This window comes from Hymenobacter mellowenesis (genome assembly GCF_030581005.1).
GTDB classification, from domain to species: domain Bacteria; phylum Bacteroidota; class Bacteroidia; order Cytophagales; family Hymenobacteraceae; genus Hymenobacter; species Hymenobacter mellowenesis.
This window is the reverse complement of the sequence record NZ_JAUQSX010000008.1, coordinates 224,726-244,156: the sequence shown is the minus strand read 5'-3', so window position 1 is coordinate 244,156 and position 19,431 is coordinate 224,726. Positions and strand designations below refer to the sequence as shown.

Here is a 19,431-nt window from a genome sequence, read left to right as displayed (position 1 = left end):
ACCTATGAAAATCCTCATCACCGGCGGCGCCGGCTTCATTGGGTCCCACGTTGTTCGTCTGTTCGTGACGAAGTACCCCGAGTACCAGATTCTCAACCTTGACGCGCTGACGTACGCCGGCAACCTGGAGAACCTGCGCGACGTGGAAAACGCGTCGAACTACAAATTCATCAAAGGCGACATTGCCGACCAGAACTTCATCGACCAGCTGTTTGCCAACGAGGAGCCCGACGCCGTGATTCACCTCGCGGCCGAGTCGCACGTCGACCGCAGCATTACCGACCCTATGGCGTTTGTGAAAACTAACGTTATCGGCACGGTGAACCTGCTGAATGCGGCGCGCCACCTGTGGCAGCCCAAGGGCTACGAGGGCCACGTGTTCTACCACGTGAGCACCGACGAAGTGTACGGGTCGCTGGATTTCGGCCCCGAGATGTTCACCGAAGAAACTAGCTACGACCCCCGCTCGCCCTACTCGGCCTCGAAGGCTTCGTCGGACCACTTTGTGCGCGCCTGGCACCACACCTACGGCCTGCCCATCAAGCTGAGCAACTGCTCCAACAACTACGGCCCCAACCACTTCCCCGAGAAGCTGATTCCGTTGGCCATTCACCGCCTGCGCACCGGCCAGCCGGTGCCCGTGTACGGCAAGGGCGAGAACGTGCGCGACTGGCTGTTCGTGAAAGACCACGCCACGGCCATCGATGCAGTGTTCCATAAGGGCAAAAACGGCGATACCTACAACATCGGCGGCGTGAACGAGTGGCAGAACCTCAAGCTCATCGAGCTGCTCTGCGACGTGGTGGACGAAAAAACCGGGCAGGAGCAAGGCACCTCGCGTAAGCTCATCAAGTTCGTGACCGACCGCGCCGGCCACGATATGCGCTACGCTATCGACTCCTCGAAAATCATGAATGAGCTGGGCTGGAAGCCTTCCGTGACCTTCGAGCAAGGCCTAGCCCAGACCGTGGATTGGTACCTCGAAAACGAAGAATGGCTCAACAGCGTGACCAGCGGCGCCTATCAGGACTACAACCAGAAGCAGTACGCGGGGCGCTAAGGCGCTAATCAGCACGTCATGCTGAGCGTAGCCGAAGCATCTCTACTGCTTCGTCGCCAAAATAATTGAATAGTAAAGCAGTAGAGATGCTTCGGCTACGCTCAGCATGACGTGCTGATTAATTTTTAACTCAACGAAGTGTACGAAAACCCTTTCCACGAGCGGCCGCTCGATAATCTGACCTTTCTCGTTACCGGCGGCGCGGGCTTCATTGGCTCCAACATCGTGGAGTATCTGCTGAAATACGGCGTAAAGAAGGTGCGGACGCTGGACAACTACTCCAACGGCTTCCGTAAAAACCTGGCGCTGTTCGCCGGCGATTCGCGCCTCGAAATCCTGGACGGCGACATCCGCGACGCGGCCACCTGCGCCAATGCCTGCGCGGGCGTGGACGTGGTGCTGCACGAGGCCGCCCTCGGCTCGGTGCCGCGCTCCATCAAAGACCCGGTGCTGACCAATGACGTGAACGTGGGCGGCTTCGTGCAGATGCTGACCGCCGCCAAAAACGCGGGCGTGAAGCGCTTCGTGTACGCGGCCAGCAGCTCGACCTACGGCGACCACCCCGGCCTGCCCAAGGTGGAAGACCGCATCGGCAAGCCGCTCTCGCCCTATGCCGTGACCAAGTACGCCAACGAGCTGTACGCCGACGTCTTTGCCCGCACCTACGGCATGGAAATCGTGGGTTTGCGCTACTTCAACATCTTCGGCCCGCGCCAGGACCCGGGCGGGGCCTACGCGGCCGTGATTCCGCTGTTCATCGACGCCATTCTGCGCAACGAGGCGCCTACGCTGAACGGCGACGGCGGCCAGACCCGCGACTTCACCTTCGTGGAAAACTGCGTGGAGGCCAACATCCGCGCCGCGCTGGTGGAGAACCCCGAGGCCTTGGGCCAGGTCTACAACATCGCCGTGGGCGACCGCACCTCGCTGGTGCAGATGTACGACATCCTGCGCGAGGAAGCGGGCTCCGATTTGGCGCCGAAGTTTGGCCCCGACCGAGCCGGCGACATCCGCGACTCGTTGGCCGACATCTCGAAGGCCAACCGCCTGCTGGGCTACCAGCCGCAGGTGCGCATCCGCGAGGGCTTGCGGCAGACGCTGGCGTGGTTTAAGGCCAACCAAGCGTTTATTCAGGAACGCAACTAAATCGTTGTCATGCTGACGAAGGAAGCATCTTATCACGGCTGCCTTCGTCAGGTTTACTTACTCACTGTAGCGCAGACGTGATAAGGTCCTTCGCTACGCTCAGGATGACAGAAGTACTATGAAAGGTATTATCCTCGCCGGCGGCTCCGGCACCCGCCTGCACCCGCTCACGCTGGCCGTCTCGAAGCAACTCATGCCCGTGTACGACAAGCCGATGATTTACTACCCGCTGTCGATTCTGCTGTCGGCCGGCATCCGGGAAGTATTGATTATCACCACGCCCCACGACCAGGCGCAGTTTAAAAAGCTGCTCGGTGATGGCAAAAGCCTGGGCTGCGATTTCCAGTACGTGGTGCAGGAGGTGCCCAACGGCCTCGCGCAAGCCTTCGTGCTGGGCGCTGATTTCATCGGCCAGGACAAGGTGGCGCTGGTGCTCGGCGACAACATTTTCTATGGCGCCGGCCTCTCGGAATTGCTCAAGGCCAACAACGACCCGCAGGGCGGGGTGGTGTTTGCCTACCACGTGCACGACCCTGAGCGCTACGGCGTGGTGGAATTCGACGAGAACAAGAAGGCCCTCAGCATCGAGGAAAAGCCGGCCCAGCCCAAGAGCAACTACGCCGTGCCGGGCCTGTATTTCTACGACAACGACGTGGTGGAAATCGCCAAAAACCTGGAAATGAGCCCGCGCGGCGAATACGAAATCACCGACGTGAACCGTGAGTACCTGCGCCGCGGCACGCTCAAAGTGGGCATCCTGGGCCGCGGCACCGCCTGGCTCGATACCGGCACCTTCGAGAGCCTGATGCAGGCCGGCGAGTTCGTAAAAGTCATCGAGCAGCGCCAGGGCCTGAAAGTGGGCTCCATCGAGGAAGCCGCCTACCGCCAGGGCTTTATCGATGCCGACCAGCTCCGGGCCATAGCCGCCCCGCTCCGCAAAAGCGGCTACGGCGACTACCTGATGAACCTGCCCGAGCAGCTGATGCTGGAGGAGTAGGGTTTTTAGGGCAGGAGGGTAAGAGGGTAGGGGGGGAGGAGTTGTGTGCTATTCAAACTCCTACCCCCTTACCCTCTTACCCTCCTGCCCTAATTTTACTCATCCAGGTACTGGTGCACGAACTTGATGGCCATGCTGCCCTCGCCCACGGCCGAGGCCACGCGGGCCATGGCGCCGGCGCGGCTGTCGCCGGCCGAGAAGATGCCGGGCACGCAGGTTTCGAGCAGGTAGGGCTCCCGCTCCTTGTGCCAGATTTGGGGATAGCGCGGGTCCGTCACCAGGTCGCGGCCGGTGAGGACGAAGCCTTTGCCGTCGCACACCACCTGGTCGCACACCCATTCGGTGCTGGGCTTGGCGCCGATGAAGACGAACAGGGCCCGGGCCTCGCGCTTTTCCACGGTGCCGTTCACGTCCACCATCACGGCTTCGAGGTGGTCCTGGCCGCACACTTCCTTGATTTGGGAGAAGGGCATGAGCACGATGTTGGGCGTGGTGCGAATCTGCTCAATCAAATACGCCGACATGCTGGCGGCTAGGTTGGCCCCGCGAATGACGATGTAAACGTTGCGGGCGTAGGTGGCCAGGTACATGGCCGCCTGCCCGGCCGAGTTGCCGCCGCCCACGATGTACACGTCCTGCTCGTCGCAGCTGCGGGCCTCGGTGCGGGCGGCGCCGTAGTACACGCCCGCGCCGCTGAGGCGGTCCATGCCCGGTACGTCGAGGGTGCGGTAGCTGACGCCGGTGGTGAGCACCACGGCCTTGGTTTTCACCTCGCGGCCGTCGCCGAGGGTGAGGACCTTGTAGCCGTCCTGAATGCAGAGGTTGGTGACTTCCTGCGGGGCCAGGAACTCGGCACCGAGGCGCACGGCCTGGGTCCAGGCGCGGTGGGCCAGCTCGGCGCCGCTCAGGCCGGTGGGGAAGCCCAGGTAGTTTTCGATGCGCGAGCTGGTGCCGGCCTGCCCGCCGGGCGTCTGCCGCTCGATGATGAGCGTGCGCAGGCCCTCGCTGGCGCCGTACACGGCCGCGGCCAGGCCGCTGGGGCCGGCGCCCACCACCACCACGTCGTACATGTCCTGCAGCGGCTGGTTGGCGATGTTGAGGTGGTTGGCCAGGTCGGCCTTGCTGGGGTTGGCCACGGCCTTGCCGTCGGCGCAGATGATGAGCGGCAAATCCGTCGAGTCGAAGCCTTTGGCTTTGACCAGGGCCTGGGCTTCGGGACTGGTTTCGTAGTCGAGCCACTGGTAGCCCACCATGTAGCCGCTGAGGAAGTCCTTGAGCTCGTGCGAGAGCGGCGACCATTGAAACCCGATGAGCCGGATGCCATCGTAGCGCGGCTTGTTGCTGGCCTGCCAGGCGGCCAGCAGGTCGTGCAGGGTGGGGTAGAGCAGGGTTTCGGGCGGGTCCCAGGGCTTCATCAGGTAGTGGTCGAGCCGGGCCGAGTTGATGGCGCGCACGGCCGCTTCGGTGTCGGCGTAGGCCGTGAGCAGCACGCGCTTGGCGTCGGGGAAAAACTCACGCGAGGCCGTGAGCAGCTCCACGCCTTCGAGTTCGGGCATGCGCTGGTCGGCCAGAATGAGGGCCAGCGGCTCTTCCTTGGCGTGCAGCTCCTGGATGGTTTCGAGGGCTTCGGGGCCGGAGCCCACGCGCAGGATGCGGTAGTTCTGGGCGAACTCCTGGCGCAGGTCGCGCGCGATGGCGGCCAGCACCTGCGGGTCGTCATCGACGGCGAGAATAATGGGTTTGGGGGTGGCCATGGGGGATGATGTTTTAGAATGTTCTGACGGGGCGCCTCACCCCCTGACCCCCTCTCCCAAGGGAGAGGGGGAACCGGACTTATTTCTGACAAATAACATCAGGCTCCCCTCTCCCTTGGGAGAGGGGCCGGGGGTGAGGCGCCCCGGCCTGCGCCGCCTACGCCTGCGCCCCCGCTACCGGCAGCCAGGCGCAAAACTCGGTATGGCCCGGCCGGGAATCAACCTCTAGCCGGCCATCGTGCTGATGAATGATGCGCTGCGCAATATCGAGCCCCAGGCCGGAGCCGTCGCCGGCTTGCTTGGTGGTGTAGAAGGGCTCAAAGATGTGCGGCAAAACCTCGGCCGGGATGCCGCTGCCGTTGTCAATCAGAAACACGCGCACGAAATCACCCTCGCGCCGGGTGCGGAGCGTGATTTCGCCGCCCTGCGCGGGCAGGGCGTCAATGGCGTTGTCGAGCAGGTTGGTCCACACCTGGTTGAGGCTGCTGACCTGGCCGCGAATCGGGGGCAGCTCCGCCGCGTAGTCGCGGGTGAGGCGCACGTTTTTCTGGCGCAGTTGGAAGCCCAGCATGTTGAGGGTGCTTTCGAGGCCGGCCGTGACGTCGAGCCGCTCGACGCCGCCGGCGCGGTCCATGTGCGAGTAGGTTTTCACGTCGGCCACCAGCTTGCTGATGCGCCCGCCGGCCTCCTGCACGTCGCGCACCAGCTGCATGGTGGTGAGCTGGCCTTCGAGCCAGGCGAAGGCGGCCGGGCGGGCGGCGGGCGGCAGCAGCGCCGCCACGGGCGCCAGGGTTTCTACGGTCACGCCGGCTTCGAGCAGGGCGGGGGCCAGGTGGTAGCCGTCGGGCGCCCCCTGCTCGGTGAGCCAGTCGGCCAACTCGTCTTCGCGGTTGGCCCGCTCCAGGGCCGAGGTGGGCGCGGGGGCCGCGCCGGGCACGGCCAGCGCCGTGAGGGCGCGCATGGCCTCGGGCGTGGGGCAGTGGCCCACCAGCTCCACAAACAACGCCGGTTTGGCCGCGGCGCGCTGGGCCAGGGCCTGGGCGGCGCGCGCGATGGCGGCGGCGGGGTTGTTGAGCTCGTGGGCCAGGCCGGCCGAGAGCTTGCCCAGGGCGCGCAGCTTGTCGTCGCGCTCCTGGGCGCGCACCTGGTCGCGGCTGCGGTCGTTCATCACGGCCACCAGGCGCTGGGTGAGCTCGGGGCTGGCCTGCTCCAGGGCGGGGAACTGGTCGCGGTGCAGGGTGTAGAGCAGGGTGTCGCCCACGGCCACGCCCTGGCCCGCAATGACGCGCAGCCGCGAGTAGGGCAGCACGCCCGTCACCTGCCCGGCCTCGGCCCGGAAAATGGGGTCGCGCTGGGCGCCCTTCACAGCGTAGAACTGGATGCCGCCCCGGATGATGGCCGTCATCAGCTCGGCCGGGGCGCCGGGCTCGAACAGGACTTCGCCGGGGGCATAGGCCCGGCCCTCGCCGTGGGCGAGCAGCCAGGCCAGCGTTTCGGCGGGCAGGCCGGCGAAGGCGGTGACGGGGGCGAGGTCGGCGGGGGTGAGGGGAGCGGTTTCGGGCATGGCGTAGCAACCCCGCGCGGGGCGAAATGTTGAGGGTAGCACAATGGGGCATCCAGAGAAGGGGCGCTTGCAAATAGATGCATTCCTGCTACATTTAGCAAGTTGGCCATCAAGGAACTTCTGCTTAAACCGCTGGTTGCCCCCTTTGCTATGGAAAGATGCTTCCGGTTCTCTCCGTCGGTGCTCATGCTGGGCATGGGCCTGCTGCTCGGCCTGATTAACTCGGCCCGCGGCCAAGCGCCCACGTTCGACCAAGCGGGCGAGTGCGGCGTGGGCCTGGCGCCCGGCAGCTACGCCAGTGTCAACCGGGTGCGGGCCGACGCGCTGGGTAACACTTACGTGGTGGGCCTATTCAGCGGCTCGGTGCGATTCGGCGGCACCACCCTGACGGGAACGGGTTCCTACGACGCCTTCGTTGCCAAGCGCGACGCCGCCGGGGCCTGGCTCTGGGCCAGCGGCGGCGGCAGTGCCGAGGGCGACCAATTCGCCGACGTGGCCCTCGACGCGCAGGGGCAGGTGTACGCCGTGGGCTCGTTCGCGCAGAGTTCGGGCAGTGTGCCGGCCACCTTCGGGAATACCACCCTCACCTCGGCCGGCTACTCCGACGTGCTTATGGCCAAGCTCGACGGCACCACCGGGGCCTGGCTGTGGGTGCAGCAGGCCGGCTTTGGCAACGCCAACACCGGCCGGGATTCTGGCCGGGCCGTGGCCCCCGACGGGGCCGGCGGCGTGCTCGTGGCCGGCACCTTCGACGGGCCCTCTCTGCCCGTGGGCGCCACCGTGCTGCAAAACGTGGGCCGCGGCACCGACCTCTTCGTCGCCCGCCTCGACGCGGCCACCGGCGCCTGGGGCTGGGCCGTGAGCACCGGCCACGGCACCGTGGCCGACCTGGCCGCCGACGCGCAAGGCAACGCTTACCTCACCGGCGATTTTGGCTCGGGCATCGCCTTCTCTTCCTTGTTTCCCCTCACCCAGCAGCGCGGCAGCTACATCGCCAAAATCAACCGCCTCGGCGTCTGGCAGTGGGCGCAGGCCCTGCCCGGCACCTCTGGTACCGGTACATTTCCAGGCGGCTTTGGTGGCACCGTCTGCAGGGGCTTGGCGACCGACGACCGCGGGCACTTGTATGCGTGCGGCAACTTCAGCGGGGCCACGGCCAGATTTGGCGCCACCACCCTCACCAACACCAGCGGCACCTACCAAGGTCCCGCGTTGGGCTCCATTCAAAACGATGACGCCTTCGTGGCCCGGCTTAACGCGGCCACCGGTGCTTGGCAATGGGCTGTGCGCGGCGGTAGCGTGGATGGCGAAGAATTAAATCGCATTGCTGTGCGTGGTAGCCGGGTATACGCAGCCGGCATCTTCGGCCGGGGTTCGCAGCTAGACCCCGGCACGCCCAGTGCCGGTGGCAGTCGTTTTGGCACCACAGCCTTGGTCAGTGCCGGCAAATATGATATTGTGGTTGCGGCGCTTGATACTGTTGGTGGATGGCAATGGGCCTTGCGTGCTGGTGGGCCGGACCAAGACGACGTAACGACTTTGGCCTTGGACGCAGGCAACCGCTTACACTTTGCCGGAACAAGTTCTTATGGTGGTAGCGCGCAATTTGGCACATTCACAGTAACGAGCGGTGGTTATCTGGCCCGGCTGTCCGGCGGTCCGCTGGCGGCCCGGCCCTCGGCGGGTCAGGCGCCCTTTGCCCTGTACCCCAACCCGGCCCGCTCGGTCGTCACGGTGGAAGGTCTGCCACCTGGGCAGGCCGTGCAGGTGCTGGACGCGCTGGGCCGGATAGTGTTGAAAGGCGCCTTATCTGCGCAGGGTGCTCTGCAACTGGCCCTGCCGGCTGCATTGCCCCCGGGCCTCTACCTCGTGCGAGCCGGTACCCTGGCCCAGCGGCTGGTGGTGGAATGAGCCATTCACAACCGGGTTCGAGAAATTAGAAATTGGCAATCTCCCCAATAAGTGGTACTCTTACTTATCGGCTGATGGTCAGCTAGCCGCCGAAGTTTCGGCGGTGCCTTTTCACTCCCTTCTTCCCATTTATGCAAGGCCCCAATTCTACCTACTTCGAAAACCTGTTCCTGACGCTGCGCATGGCGCGGCCCGCCTACAAGGCCCAGGCCGAATACAGCTTGCGGGCCGGCCGCGAGGCCAAGCTCGGTGCCGCCTTCACGCCGCTGCTGGCCGCGCTGGAAACGGCCATCGAGGGCTTCGATGAGAACCTGACCGACGGTGGCCAGTCCACGGCCGGCGGCACCGGCGCCTACCACGAAGCCCGCACCAAGTGGCTGGAATTCGTGGGCGACACCATGCTCGACTACGTGACGCCCAAGCTGCGCAAGCTGCCTGTGTTTGCCGACTTCAAGAAGTTTGGCAAGAGCAAGCTCAAAGCCCTCGACCAGCCCGCCCTGCTCACCCAGTCCAAAACCCTGCTCCAGCTCTACCACGCCCAGCAGGCCGCCCTCAAGTACCCCACCCTCGGCGCCGAGGCCGACGCCCTCTACCAAACCCTGGCCGCCGCCGACGAAACCCGCGACACCCAGGACGCCACCATCACCGACGCCCGCCTCGACCTTACCGCCGACCGCCAGGCCATTGCCCGCGCCCAGCGCCGCCTCAAGGCCCAGCTGGAGCTCACCTTCGAGGAACCCGAGAAAGTGTACAGCTTCTTCGATTTCTCGGCGGCCGAAAGCGCCCGCAAGAGCGCTAAGAAAGCCGCCAAGGCCGCTGCCAAAGTCACTGCCGCCCCCGCCGAGGCGGGCCCCGCTGCCTAAACTACCGGAAGTGCCCTCCGCCTCGGCGGGGTAGGCTTCCGGTAGATTGGGAACCGCGTCCCGCCTTGGCGGGGCAGGCTTCCGGTATATAAGGAAGGGCATCCCGCCTCGGCGGGATGGGCTTTTGGTACATGGGGAAGGGCATCCCGTCTTGGCGGGATGCGGTTGCGGCACCTCCGAAACCCGTTCCCGCCTCGGCGGGGGCGGGTTTTGGTCTTTGGGGGCGTTCGGGCGGCGCGAGGCGGGCGCCTCACCCCCCGGCCCCCTCTCCGAAGAGGAGAGGGGGCACCGGTTCTGCACAGCTATGCACGGTTGCGCGGTTTGAAGTCGTTGAACGCACCCCCTCTCCTTTTCGGAGAGGGGGCCGGGGGGTGAGGCGTCCGCCCGCGCCGCTAGCGCTGCCGTACCTTGCCGCCCCCGTTTCCGAGGCAACTTTTTTGCTCCTGCACGCCTTATAAAACCCTCCCCCAATCCTTCCTAAACAACCAGCATGGCCAAAGCCAGAACCGTCTTTTTCTGCCAGTCCTGCGGCGCCCAATCCGCGAAGTGGATAGGCCGCTGCCCCGTGTGCGGCGAGTGGAACACCTACGTCGAAGAAGTCGTCCAGAAAGAAACCGTGGCCACCACCACCGGCCAGTGGAAGCCCGCCAGCACCGTGCCCGGCGGCAACCTGGCCAAAGCCGCCAAGCCGGTCCAGCTCAACAACATTCTAGTGGAAGACGAGCCCCGCATCGTCACCCCCGACGGCGAGCTCAACCGCGTGCTCGGCGGCGGGTTGGTGCCGGGCTCCATGGTGCTCATCGGCGGCGAGCCGGGCATCGGCAAGAGCACGCTCATGCTGCAAATCGCCCTCAGCCTGCGCAACATGAAGGTGCTGTATGTGAGCGGCGAGGAAAGCGAAGCCCAAATCAAGATGCGCGCCGAGCGCATGGCCGAGGGCCAGCAGTCAGGCTGCTACATCCTCACCGAAACGAACACCCAGAACATCTTCCGCCAGATTGACCAGGTGCAGCCCAACATCCTCGTCATCGACTCCATCCAGACCATGCACTCCACGCTGGTGGAAAGCGGCGCCGGCAGCGTGAGCCAGGTGCGCGAGTGCACCGCCGAGTTCCTGAAATTTGCCAAGGAAACCAGTACGCCCGTCCTGCTCATCGGCCACATCACGAAGGACGGCAGCATTGCCGGCCCCAAAATCCTCGAGCACATGGTCGACACGGTGCTGCAGTTTGAGGGCGACCGACACCTGAGCTACCGCATCCTGCGCACCACCAAAAACCGTTTCGGCAGCACCTCCGAGCTGGGCATCTACGAGATGCAGGGCGACGGCCTGCGCCAGGTGAGCAACCCGAGCGAAATTCTGCTCTCGCAACGCGGCGAAAGCCTGAGCGGCATGGCCATCGGCGCCACCCTCGAAGGCAACCGCCCCCTGCTGGTCGAAGTGCAGGCCCTCGTCTCGCCTACGTCCTACGGCACGCCGCAGCGCAGCAGCACCGGCTTCGACGCCAAGCGCCTGCAAATGCTGCTGGCCGTGCTCGAAAAGCGCGCCGGCCTGCGCCTGGGCCAGCACGACGTGTTCCTGAACATCGCCGGCGGCCTGCGCCTCGACGACCCCGCCCTCGACATGGCCGTGTGCGCCGCCGTGGTGTCCTCCCTGAATGACGTGCCCATTCCCGGCCACGTGTGCCTGGCCGCCGAGGTGGGCCTGAGCGGCGAAATCCGCGCCGTCTCGCGCCTCGACCAGCGCCTGGCAGAAGCCGAGAAGCTGGGCTTCCGCGAGATGTACGTGTCGCAGTTCAACGGCAAGGGCCTCGACCTGGCCCGCTTCGGCCTCAAGGTGCAAGCCGTGAGCCGGCTCGATGAGGTGCTGAACGGGCTGTTTGGGTAGGCGTTATTCTGCCGTGGCGCCTCACCCCCTTACCCCCTTTCCCAAAGGAGAGGGGGCACCGGAAATGCTCCTGATAGGAATCGTCCGGCTCCCCTCTCCTTTGGGAGAGGGGCTGGGGGTGAGGCGCCACGGTAGAACGGTTCTTTGCGGCTCCGTCAACACTCCCGCCCAAAAACCAACCTGATAATCAACCCGCCCACCGAGTTCCCAACCCGCTCCGTCGAATACCGTCCCGCCTGGGGGCGTAATAAATCTGCGTTAAGATTTGGATTTTATAAATCAAAAAGCCGTATCTTCGGAGTGCTGATAGGCTTTTACCGCGAATTACCGGGTAAGGCAGCCCGAAAGCTCCTGCTGGTTTAGTCGATTTTAGCAATTGCCGGCGGTCGTCGGCGGTAGGTTATTACGTAATATGACGTCCATTCTCACTATGTATGCGCGCCGCTTGCTGGGCGCGGCCCTGTTGCTGGGGCCGCTGCTGGGCCATGGGCAAGGGCGCATGACTACCACTGTAGTGGGCGCTGCTGCCCGCAAAGCCCCGGCCGCCGACGCGGCGACCACCGGCGGCACGGCCACGCTCACCGGCCGCATCAGCGGCCCCACCACCGACTCGGTGGCCATCTCGCTACGCGAAAACCCGCTGGAGCCTAAGGAGAAGCTGTTCCGTGCCAAAATCGGCGACAAAGGCGAGTTCCGGCTGAGCGTGCCCGTGAGCGGCCCCACCAAGGCCGATTTCGTGTACGGCGACGACGTGGCCCCGCTCTACCTCGACCCCGGCACCGACATCGACGTGCGCTTCAAGGGCAACGACATGTCGGGCACGCTGCGCTTCAAGGCCAACGACGTGCCCACCGGCCTGGCCACCAAGCTCCGCAACGGTAACAACCTGACCGACGAGCAGCGCCACCGCCAGCAAGGCGCCAACGCCAACAACTACTTGGTGGAAGCCGACGCCCAGTTTGTGGAAAACGACGGCTTCCAGGTACTGCCCGACAACATTCAGCTCTACGAGGCGCCGTTTCTGTCGTTCCTGGAGTACCGCCGCAAGCACGAGTACGAATTTCTGGAAGACCACGCCGCCAAGCAGTCATTCACGCAGGACTTCTACAACTACGCCCACGCCGAAGTGGTGTACGCCTACGCCAACGATAAGCTGACCTTCCAGGACCTGCGCGAGCAAGTAGTAAACACTGAAGGCCGCCTGAAAATGGCCCCCGACTACTACAATTTCCTGCGCGAGCCCGGCCTGCTGAACGACCCCAACGCCGCCCAGAGCGAGCTGTACCATGAGTTTCTGCTCAACTACGTGCACTTCGCCGTGGCCCAGGACCACCACCAGCGCACCGACCCAGACTTCTATCCGGCCTCCTACGCCCTGGCGAGCAAAAAACTGACCGGCCCCACGCGCGCCATTATCCTGGGCCGCATCCTGCAGGAGTCATTCCGCTTCGGCCACGTGAAGCAGTCGGCCGCCATGCTGGCTGATTTCCGGAACTACGACCCCAAAAATCAGTACTATCCCATTCTGCAGAACGATTTCGACCAGCACAAGGACTTCGCCATTGGCGCGCCCGCACCCGACTTCAAGCTGCCCACCGCCACCGGCGACACGGTGCACCTGCACGACTTCGCCGGCAAGCTGGTGTACCTTAACTTCTGGAAAACCACCAACGGCCTCTGCCTGCGCGACCTGGCCTACGCCCAGGAGATGATGCGCAAGTTTGAGGGCAAAAACATCGCCTTCATCAACATCGCCCTCGATGAAAACGAGCAGGCCTGGAAGTCGCTCGTGACGGTGAAAAAGCTGCCCGGCGTACAGGCCCGCGTGCCCGGCGGCGGCCTCCGCTCCACGTTGGCCAAAGAATATGCCCTGCAGGAAGTGCCCACATACATGCTGGTGGGCGAAGACGGTACCTTCCTCAACACCAAGCCCAAGCGCCTGAGCAGCCGCGCCGCCATCGACGAAATCAACCAGTCGTTTGGCAAGGCCAGCACCTACACCAGTGCCATCGATTTCCCGGCCACGAAGAAGTAACGGTAAACCAACCGTTTGTCATCCTGAACGCAGTGAAGGACCTTATCACGGGAGAACAACCGCTAGAACAATCTTGGCGCTAGCTGTTCTCCCGTGACAAGGTCCTTCACTGCGTTCAGGATGACGTATTTTTGGGGCTTCCGCACTCGCTCATGTCCACGCTCACCGATACCCTCAACCTCCTCTCCAAGGCCACGCCCCTGCGCGTGTGGAATACTGTGCAGGTGGTGGGCTCCTATATCCTGAGCAAGTTCACCGGTAAGGCCCGGATGCGCGGCCTGCCCATGGCCCTGAGCTTTGAGCCGACCACGAGCTGCAACCTGCGCTGCCCCGAGTGTCCCAGCGGCCTGCGCTCCTTCACGCGGCCCACCGGCATGCTGCAGGGCGATTTGTTCAAGCGCACCATCGACGAGGTGGCCAGCCGGCTGTGGTATTTGATTTTTTACTTTCAGGGCGAGCCCTACCTGCACCCGCAGTTTCTGGAACTGGTGAAGTACGCGGCCGACAAGGGCATCTACACCGCCACCAGCACCAACGCCCACTACCTCAACGACCAGAACGCCCGCAAAACCGTGGAAAGCGGCCTTGACCGCCTCATCATCTCCCTCGACGGCACCACCCAGGACGTGTACCAGCAGTACCGCGTGGGCGGCAAGCTGGAAAAGGTATTGGAGGGCACCCGCAACGTGGTGAAATGGCGCCAGGAACTGAAGTCGGCCACGCCGCGCATCATCTTCCAGTTTCTGGTGGTGCGGCCCAATGAGCACCAGATTGACGACGCCAAGCAGCTGGCCGAAGCCCTGGGCGTGGACGACGTGTGGTTCAAAACTGCCCAGATTTACGACCACCAGCACGGCTCGCCCCTCATCCCCACCATCGACTACTACTCGCGCTACCAGAACAACGCCAACGGCACCTGGAGCCTGAAAAACAAGCTGGTGGACCACTGCTGGAAGATGTGGCACTCCTGCGTCATCACTTGGGACGGCTTAGTGGTGCCCTGCTGCTTCGACAAAGACGCCGAATACCGTCAGGGCGACCTCAAAACCGAAACCTTCCGCCAACTCTGGCGCGGCCCCAAGTACCAGCGCTTCCGCAGCAGCCTCCTCAAAGGCCGCGACCAGATTGAGATGTGCCGCAACTGCTCCGAGGGCACGAAAGTGTGGGGGTGATTTTCATTTAACAGTTATCAATTAACATTTAACAGCCGTTCTGCCGGACTCTAATTGGTTCGGCAGAACGGCTGTTAAATGTTAATTGATAACTGTTAAATGACCCTACTTGTCCTTCTTATCCAGGTTCTTGCCGAGGTCTTCCACCTGCTTGAGGAAGTCGTCGGTATCGGAGTCGGCGTACACGCCGTAGGCCGAGGCGATGGTGCCTTTCACGCCGTCGGTGGCTTCGATGGCATAGAGGATGGACGTGTCGTCGGGGTTGCTTTCGCCCTCGAAGCGGTAGAAGTCCACGATGGTGACTTCATCGGGCGCGTAGCTTTTCGGCGAGGCGGGGTCTAGGGTATGGAGGCGGCCATCGGTCACTTTAAAATCCTGGGTGAAGCCGTCCTTGGTCAGCCGGTTCTCAACGTTTACAAGCGACCGTTCTTCTTCTTTGTCCTGCATGGCGTGGGGTGTTTGGGTAATAGAAAGGAAGTGCGAAAGGGGCCAAAACAGGCGCCCCCGCCCCGGCTATACGGAGCCGGGGCGGGGGCGGGTTATTCTGCGCTCAGAAGAAAGTGCGGCGGCTCAGGCAGTGGCCTTTTCGCGGGCCGCCCGCGCCTCAATAGTGGCCTGCAGGCGCTCCACATCGAGCTGCCCGCAGGCGCCGCCGCAGCCCTTGGCGCAGCCCGCCGCCGTCTTGCTGAAAAAAGCCCGCCAGAGGATGCGGCCCACGTAGAACGCCGCCGCTACAAAGGCGGCGGCAATCAGGAAATACTGGATTTCGACGGAGGTAATGGCCAGGAGCATGGCGGGAAAACTGTGTGGCGGGCGGAAAAGTTTGCGGTTAGAACGTCATGTCGAGCTTGCCGAGACATCTCGCGTACTGAAGAAGTTGTTTAGAAAGTCGTCGGAATTTACGAGAACGTCATGCTGAGCGCAGTCGAAGCATCTCTACCGCAGAAGTAATCCATTTGATTGAGTTAGTTGCGCAGTAGAGATGCTTCGACTGCGCTCAGCATGACGTTCAATGGGCTTTCTAAACAACTTCGAAGTAAACCCATCGACAGAATTGCATTGCGCACGCGAGATGTCCCGGCTGCGCTCGACATGACGTTCAACTAACATCATGCTGCCGCCAGAACTCGCCGATGACACCCTGCACCTGCGTGTGCAGCGCGCCGTTGCTGGCCACCACCTCGCGCCCAAACAGCGGGTCGCCATCCGTCAGAAACTGGGTGACGTGGCCGCCGGCCTCGCGCACCAGCAGGATGCCGGCCGCCACATCATAGGAGTTCAGGTTGAACTCGAAATATGCCTCGTAGCGCCCGGCCGCCACGTAGGCCAAATCGACGGCGGCGGAGCCGAGGCGGCGCACGCCGTGGGTGCGCGTCATGAAGGCGCCGAGAATTTGCAGGAAGGCATCGAGCTTACCAAAGTCCTTGTAAGGGAAGCCAGTGGCAATGAGTGAGCCGTGCAGGTCGTCGGTATCGGTGACGCGGATGGGCTGGTCGTTGCAGAACGCACCGCCACCGCGCACGGCACGGAAGCTCTCGTCGCGGCTCACCTCGTGCACTACGCCCACCACCAACTCCTGCCCGTGCATCAGCCCCACGCTGATGGAATACACCGGCAAGCCGTGCACGAAGTTGGTGGTGCCATCGAGCGGGTCGATTATCCAGGTGAATTCCTCAGTCTGGGAATCCGGTCCGGCGGTGCCTTCCTCGGTGATGAAGCCGGCCTGAGGCAGCAGCTCGCGCAGCCCGGCCACGAGGCGGCGCTCGGTTTCCTGGTCCACGTAGCTCACTAGGTCGTGCAGGCCTTTGTGCTCAACCCTGGCGCGGTCGAATGTGGCGGCTTCCTGGTGGATGAACCCGGCTGTGTTACGGCACAGGGCGGCCAGGTCGAGGGAGAGTTGGGTGAAGTCAGGAATCATAAGGGTTGTTGAACGGCGTAGAGACGCGTATTCGCGTCTCAATCGTTGCTGATATTGCTTATCATGGCGGTTTGGTGCAGTCTCGGTCGTTCAATGACGAGACGCAAATATGCGTCTCTACACCGCCAGCCGCTTCCGCTGCCAGCCCACCACAATAGCCACCAGCAGCAACAGCACCGCGAGAATCTGCGCCCCGCGCCCAATCAACTCGCCGAAGCGGACGTAGAACGTCGTCTCGGAATTGAGGTGCACGGTGGCGCGGCTGCTTGTCGGAATCCAAGCCGTTTCGCGCTGGGTGATTTCGCCTTTCTGATTGATGAAGCCGGTGAAGCCGGTGTTGGCCGAGCGGGCCAGGTCGCGGCGCGTTTCGATGCAGCGCAGCTGGCCGTAGCTCAGCAGCTGGCGGTAGCCAGGCGAGTCGTGCCACCAAGCATCGTTGGTGGGCAGGCCCAGCAGCGTGGCGCCGTTGCGGGCGTATTCGGCCACAAAATCGCCGTAAATGGACTCGTAGCAGATGATGGGGGCCACGCGCATGGCGGGCGCGTTGGCCGGCGCGGCAAATACCGTGCGCTCGGCCTGGGTGCCTACGCTGCCTACCGTGCCGCCCAAGTCGATGTGCGAGACGATGGAAACCAGCACCGGCGGCACCTTTTCCACGCCGGGCACGAGGCGCGATTTGTGGTAGAAGGCCACGGGCGTGGTGGCATCGGCGAAGTAAGCGGCCGTGTTGAAGAAATCGTAGTAGCCGAGGTCGTCGCGGTAGCGGGCCGATTCGCTGGCCGCCTCCTTGTTGGGGTAGGAGCCCAGCGTGGTGATGCCTGTGAGCAGGGCCACGCCGGGGTGGCGCGCCAGCCACGCCCGCACCCGGCGGATTTTGGGGTGGCTTTCAATCGTATTTTCCCAGTACGGCTCTTCCAAGGCTGTTTCGGGCCAAATGATGAGGCGGGTTTCGGGCGTGAGCTTCTGCTCCGAAAGGTTCAGCAGGCGCGTCAGCTGCTCTTCGTAGGGCACGAACTGCGCGCCGCCCTCGAACTTCTCCACGTAGGGGTCGAGGTTGGGTTGCACCACGATGACTTCGGCCGTCGGGCCTTTTTCCTCATAATGCTTTCCGATGGAAAAGGATATGGCAAGCGGCAGAAACAGCGCGAATAAGGCGCGGTAAAGCGGGCGAAGGCGTTGGCCAAGGTGAAAAGGGCTGGCTGCGAATGACTTATCGGAATTGTTGGGCTTTATATCCTGCCAATGCAACAGGAACTGGAACAGCATCAAATTCACCACCCACACCCACACGCTCCCGCCTAGGAAGCCCGTGTACTCGTACCACTGCACCCAGCCGGGCGCGGCCGCGAAGCCGTTGCCCAGCGTGAGCCAGGGCCAGGTGATGTCCCAGTGCAGGTGCAGCTGCTCGAAGGCAATCCAGTAGATGGGCAGCGAGAGGTAGCCCCAGCGGCTGCCCAGGCGCTTTTTAGTCTGGCGGAAGGCCATGAGCGGCAGGCACATCAGCAGCGCGTTCAGCACCACGGCGGCGATGCCGGCGGCCAGCTCGGCGTAGCTCACCCACCAGGTGGTGAGGGCGTTCCAGAGCACCAGCATCAGGTAGGTGCCGGCAAAGACGCGGCCTTTGCGCGCGCCTTCCAGCGTGAGCTTGCGCTCCATGGCGAGGTAGGGCAGCCAGCCGATGAACAGCAGCGGCACCAGCCAGGCCGTGGGCCACGGCGCCCAGCCGCCGCTCAGCAGCAGGGCACCCAGCCCGGCCAGCACGGGCGTGCGCAGGCGCAGCAGGCTAGTCCTGGCCGTCGAAGTCGTCATCGGCGTCGTCGGTGTCATCGGCGGGGCGGCGGTTTCGGTCTTCGCGGCCGGGGCGGGGCTCGCGGGCGGGCGGGGCAAGGTTTCCTTCGACGACAACGACAATTTCTCCTTTAATAGCGGGCCGGGCCGCGAAGTCAGCCTCCAGGCTGGCCAGCGTGCCGGTCACGGTTTCTTCAAATAATTTAGTCAACTCCCGGCTCACCGAAGCCGGGCGCGTCGGGCCCAGCACTTCGGCCAGCTGGCCCAGGGTTTTCACGATGCGGTGCGGCGACTCGTAGAAAATCATGGTCCGCGTTTCGGAAGCTAATTGCGCCAGGCGCGTCTGCCGACCCTTCTTCACCGGCAAAAAGCCTTCGAAGGTGAACCGCTCGGCCCCGAAGCCCGATTTCAGCAAGGCCGGCACGAAGGCCGTGGCGCCGGGCAGGCACTCCACGCCCAGGCCCCGGGCCAGGCACTCGCGCACCAACAGAAACCCGGGGTCGGAAATTCCGGGCGTGCCGGCGTCGGAAATCAGGGCCATGGTTTCGCCCTTTTCGAGTCGTTCCAGCAGGCGGGGCACTTGCTGGTGCTCGTTGTGCAGGTGGTAGGAGAGGAGCGGCTTTTTCAGGCCCAGGTGCTGCATCAGGCGGCCGCTGGTGCGGGTGTCTTCGCAGAGCACGGTGCCCACTTCGCCCAGCACGCGGATGGCCCGCAGGGTAATATCTTCCAGATTGCCGATGGGCGTGGGCACGAGGTACAGAACCGTGTTGGGCATGGGGCAAAGGTAGCAGGTGGGTTATTGCGCCAGCACCAGCGCCCGCAACCGGGCTGGCGCCTCAATGGCCCCCGCATCTTTGGCCACGAGGGCACCGCTAGCGTCGTAGACGTAGGTAACGGGCCGGGAATTGACGCCCGGCAGCGGCCGGCGCACCCGCAAGAACCGGAAGCTGAACGGGCGCTTGCGCAAAAAAGCCTGAATTTTTGGGGCCGGCTCGTCCGACACCATCAGCAAAACCACGCCCGGCGGCAGGTCTTTTTTTATTTTTTCAAACACGGCAAACTCCTCAATGCACGGGCCGCACCAGGTGGCCCAGTAGTCGACCACCACGCGCTGGCCTGCAAACTCCCGCACGGACACGGGTTGCCCGTTCAAATCCAGCAAGCCCATGTCGGCCAGAGCAATGTCGGGCTGCCGCAGAAACAGGTAGTAAATGGCGCCCAGGCCCAGGGCCAGCGGCAGCATTAGGCCCAGCAGGTAGCCGCGCCAAAAAGAAGGTTTGTGCATCATGGAGCCAGATGGCAGGAGTGGAAACGGGGCGGGCTAGTGCCGCTCGA

Annotated in this window: 16 protein-coding genes; 8 read left to right on the top strand and 8 right to left on the bottom strand. The window is 63.8% G+C overall.

Annotated elements, in window-relative coordinates; translation table 11 throughout:
* Positions 1 to 4 precede the first annotated feature (4 nt).
* From rfbB to rfbA, 3 genes are all read left to right on the top strand, one after another.
* A complete protein-coding gene (rfbB, locus tag Q5H92_RS16365; RefSeq protein WP_305012622.1) occupies positions 5 to 1,060 on the top strand; it encodes a dTDP-glucose 4,6-dehydratase in 1,056 nt (351 codons plus the stop codon).
* Between the two features lie 138 nt (positions 1,061 to 1,198).
* Positions 1,199 to 2,206: an SDR family oxidoreductase gene (locus Q5H92_RS16360; RefSeq protein WP_305012621.1), complete on the top strand. Its 1,008-nt coding sequence runs from the start codon at positions 1,199 to 1,201 to the stop codon at positions 2,204 to 2,206.
* 118 nt (positions 2,207 to 2,324) lie between these two features.
* Complete coding sequence (rfbA, locus tag Q5H92_RS16355) at positions 2,325 to 3,203, top strand: glucose-1-phosphate thymidylyltransferase RfbA (protein WP_305012620.1); 879 nt, start codon at positions 2,325 to 2,327, stop codon at positions 3,201 to 3,203.
* 95 nt (positions 3,204 to 3,298) lie between these two features.
* Here rfbA and Q5H92_RS16350 read toward each other — a convergent pair whose 3' ends face one another.
* The gene (locus Q5H92_RS16350) at positions 3,299 to 4,957 is read right to left on the bottom strand and encodes an FAD-dependent oxidoreductase (protein ID WP_305012619.1); all 1,659 of its coding nucleotides are present in this window, start codon (positions 4,955 to 4,957) and stop codon (positions 3,299 to 3,301) included.
* 157 nt (positions 4,958 to 5,114) lie between these two features.
* Positions 5,115 to 6,521, bottom strand: a complete 1,407-nt coding sequence (locus Q5H92_RS16345) for a sensor histidine kinase (protein ID WP_305012618.1) — start codon at positions 6,519 to 6,521, stop codon at positions 5,115 to 5,117.
* Between the two features lie 150 nt (positions 6,522 to 6,671).
* Here Q5H92_RS16345 and Q5H92_RS16340 point away from each other — a divergent pair, with 150 nt between their 5' ends.
* The 5 genes from Q5H92_RS16340 (at position 6,672) to Q5H92_RS16320 (ending at position 14,390) form a co-directional block, all read left to right on the top strand.
* Positions 6,672 to 8,432: a T9SS type A sorting domain-containing protein gene (locus tag Q5H92_RS16340; protein ID WP_305012617.1), complete on the top strand. Its 1,761-nt coding sequence runs from the start codon at positions 6,672 to 6,674 to the stop codon at positions 8,430 to 8,432.
* A gap of 131 nt (positions 8,433 to 8,563) precedes the next feature.
* Complete coding sequence (locus Q5H92_RS16335) at positions 8,564 to 9,295, top strand: hypothetical protein (protein ID WP_305012616.1); 732 nt, start codon at positions 8,564 to 8,566, stop codon at positions 9,293 to 9,295.
* Positions 9,296 to 9,785: 490 nt separating this feature from the next.
* The gene (radA, locus tag Q5H92_RS16330; protein ID WP_305012615.1) at positions 9,786 to 11,183 is read left to right on the top strand and encodes a DNA repair protein RadA; all 1,398 of its coding nucleotides are present in this window, start codon (positions 9,786 to 9,788) and stop codon (positions 11,181 to 11,183) included.
* Between the two features lie 412 nt (positions 11,184 to 11,595).
* Positions 11,596 to 13,218: a TlpA family protein disulfide reductase gene (locus tag Q5H92_RS16325; RefSeq protein WP_305012614.1), complete on the top strand. Its 1,623-nt coding sequence runs from the start codon at positions 11,596 to 11,598 to the stop codon at positions 13,216 to 13,218.
* Between the two features lie 152 nt (positions 13,219 to 13,370).
* Positions 13,371 to 14,390: an SPASM domain-containing protein gene (locus tag Q5H92_RS16320; RefSeq protein WP_305012613.1), complete on the top strand. Its 1,020-nt coding sequence runs from the start codon at positions 13,371 to 13,373 to the stop codon at positions 14,388 to 14,390.
* A gap of 105 nt (positions 14,391 to 14,495) precedes the next feature.
* Here Q5H92_RS16320 and Q5H92_RS16315 read toward each other — a convergent pair whose 3' ends face one another.
* From Q5H92_RS16315 to Q5H92_RS16290, 6 genes are all read right to left on the bottom strand, one after another.
* On the bottom strand, positions 14,496 to 14,837 hold the full coding sequence (locus Q5H92_RS16315) for a hypothetical protein (protein ID WP_305012612.1): 342 nt from the start codon (positions 14,835 to 14,837) through the stop codon (positions 14,496 to 14,498).
* 123 nt (positions 14,838 to 14,960) lie between these two features.
* Positions 14,961 to 15,182, bottom strand: coding sequence for a hypothetical protein (locus Q5H92_RS16310; protein WP_305012611.1), 222 nt, complete (start codon positions 15,180 to 15,182; stop codon positions 14,961 to 14,963).
* 307 nt (positions 15,183 to 15,489) lie between these two features.
* The gene (locus Q5H92_RS16305) at positions 15,490 to 16,308 is read right to left on the bottom strand and encodes an inositol monophosphatase family protein (protein ID WP_305012610.1); all 819 of its coding nucleotides are present in this window, start codon (positions 16,306 to 16,308) and stop codon (positions 15,490 to 15,492) included.
* 117 nt (positions 16,309 to 16,425) lie between these two features.
* Entirely contained in the window at positions 16,426 to 18,195 is a 1,770-nt protein-coding gene (gene lnt, locus Q5H92_RS16300; protein WP_305012609.1) for an apolipoprotein N-acyltransferase, read from the bottom strand.
* A complete protein-coding gene (gene rsmI, locus Q5H92_RS16295) occupies positions 18,092 to 18,871 on the bottom strand; it encodes a 16S rRNA (cytidine(1402)-2'-O)-methyltransferase (protein ID WP_305012608.1) in 780 nt (259 codons plus the stop codon). Before rsmI ends, lnt begins: the two co-directional genes overlap by 104 nt.
* 21 nt (positions 18,872 to 18,892) lie before the next feature.
* On the bottom strand, positions 18,893 to 19,384 hold the full coding sequence (locus Q5H92_RS16290) for a TlpA family protein disulfide reductase (protein WP_305012607.1): 492 nt from the start codon (positions 19,382 to 19,384) through the stop codon (positions 18,893 to 18,895).
* Positions 19,385 to 19,431 lie beyond the last annotated feature (47 nt).

Bases quoted from the DNA above. Each gene is read 5' to 3' on its own strand.
- rfbB (WP_305012622.1), top strand. From the start codon at position 5: ATGAAAATCCTCATCACCGGCGGCGCCGGCTTCATTGGGTCCCACGTT.
- rfbA (WP_305012620.1), top strand. From the start codon at position 2,325: ATGAAAGGTATTATCCTCGCCGGCGGCTCCGGCACCCGCCTGCACCCG.
- Q5H92_RS16350 (WP_305012619.1), bottom strand. From the start codon at position 4,957: ATGGCCACCCCCAAACCCATTATTCTCGCCGTCGATGACGACCCGCAG.
- Q5H92_RS16345 (WP_305012618.1), bottom strand. From the start codon at position 6,521: ATGCCCGAAACCGCTCCCCTCACCCCCGCCGACCTCGCCCCCGTCACC.
- Q5H92_RS16340 (WP_305012617.1), top strand. From the start codon at position 6,672: ATGGAAAGATGCTTCCGGTTCTCTCCGTCGGTGCTCATGCTGGGCATG.
- Q5H92_RS16335 (WP_305012616.1), top strand. From the start codon at position 8,564: ATGCAAGGCCCCAATTCTACCTACTTCGAAAACCTGTTCCTGACGCTG.
- radA (WP_305012615.1), top strand. From the start codon at position 9,786: ATGGCCAAAGCCAGAACCGTCTTTTTCTGCCAGTCCTGCGGCGCCCAA.
- Q5H92_RS16325 (WP_305012614.1), top strand. From the start codon at position 11,596: ATGACGTCCATTCTCACTATGTATGCGCGCCGCTTGCTGGGCGCGGCC.
- Q5H92_RS16320 (WP_305012613.1), top strand. From the start codon at position 13,371: ATGTCCACGCTCACCGATACCCTCAACCTCCTCTCCAAGGCCACGCCC.
- Q5H92_RS16315 (WP_305012612.1), bottom strand. From the start codon at position 14,837: ATGCAGGACAAAGAAGAAGAACGGTCGCTTGTAAACGTTGAGAACCGG.
- Q5H92_RS16310 (WP_305012611.1), bottom strand. From the start codon at position 15,182: ATGCTCCTGGCCATTACCTCCGTCGAAATCCAGTATTTCCTGATTGCC.
- Q5H92_RS16305 (WP_305012610.1), bottom strand. From the start codon at position 16,308: ATGATTCCTGACTTCACCCAACTCTCCCTCGACCTGGCCGCCCTGTGC.
- rsmI (WP_305012608.1), bottom strand. From the start codon at position 18,871: ATGCCCAACACGGTTCTGTACCTCGTGCCCACGCCCATCGGCAATCTG.
- Q5H92_RS16290 (WP_305012607.1), bottom strand. From the start codon at position 19,384: ATGATGCACAAACCTTCTTTTTGGCGCGGCTACCTGCTGGGCCTAATG.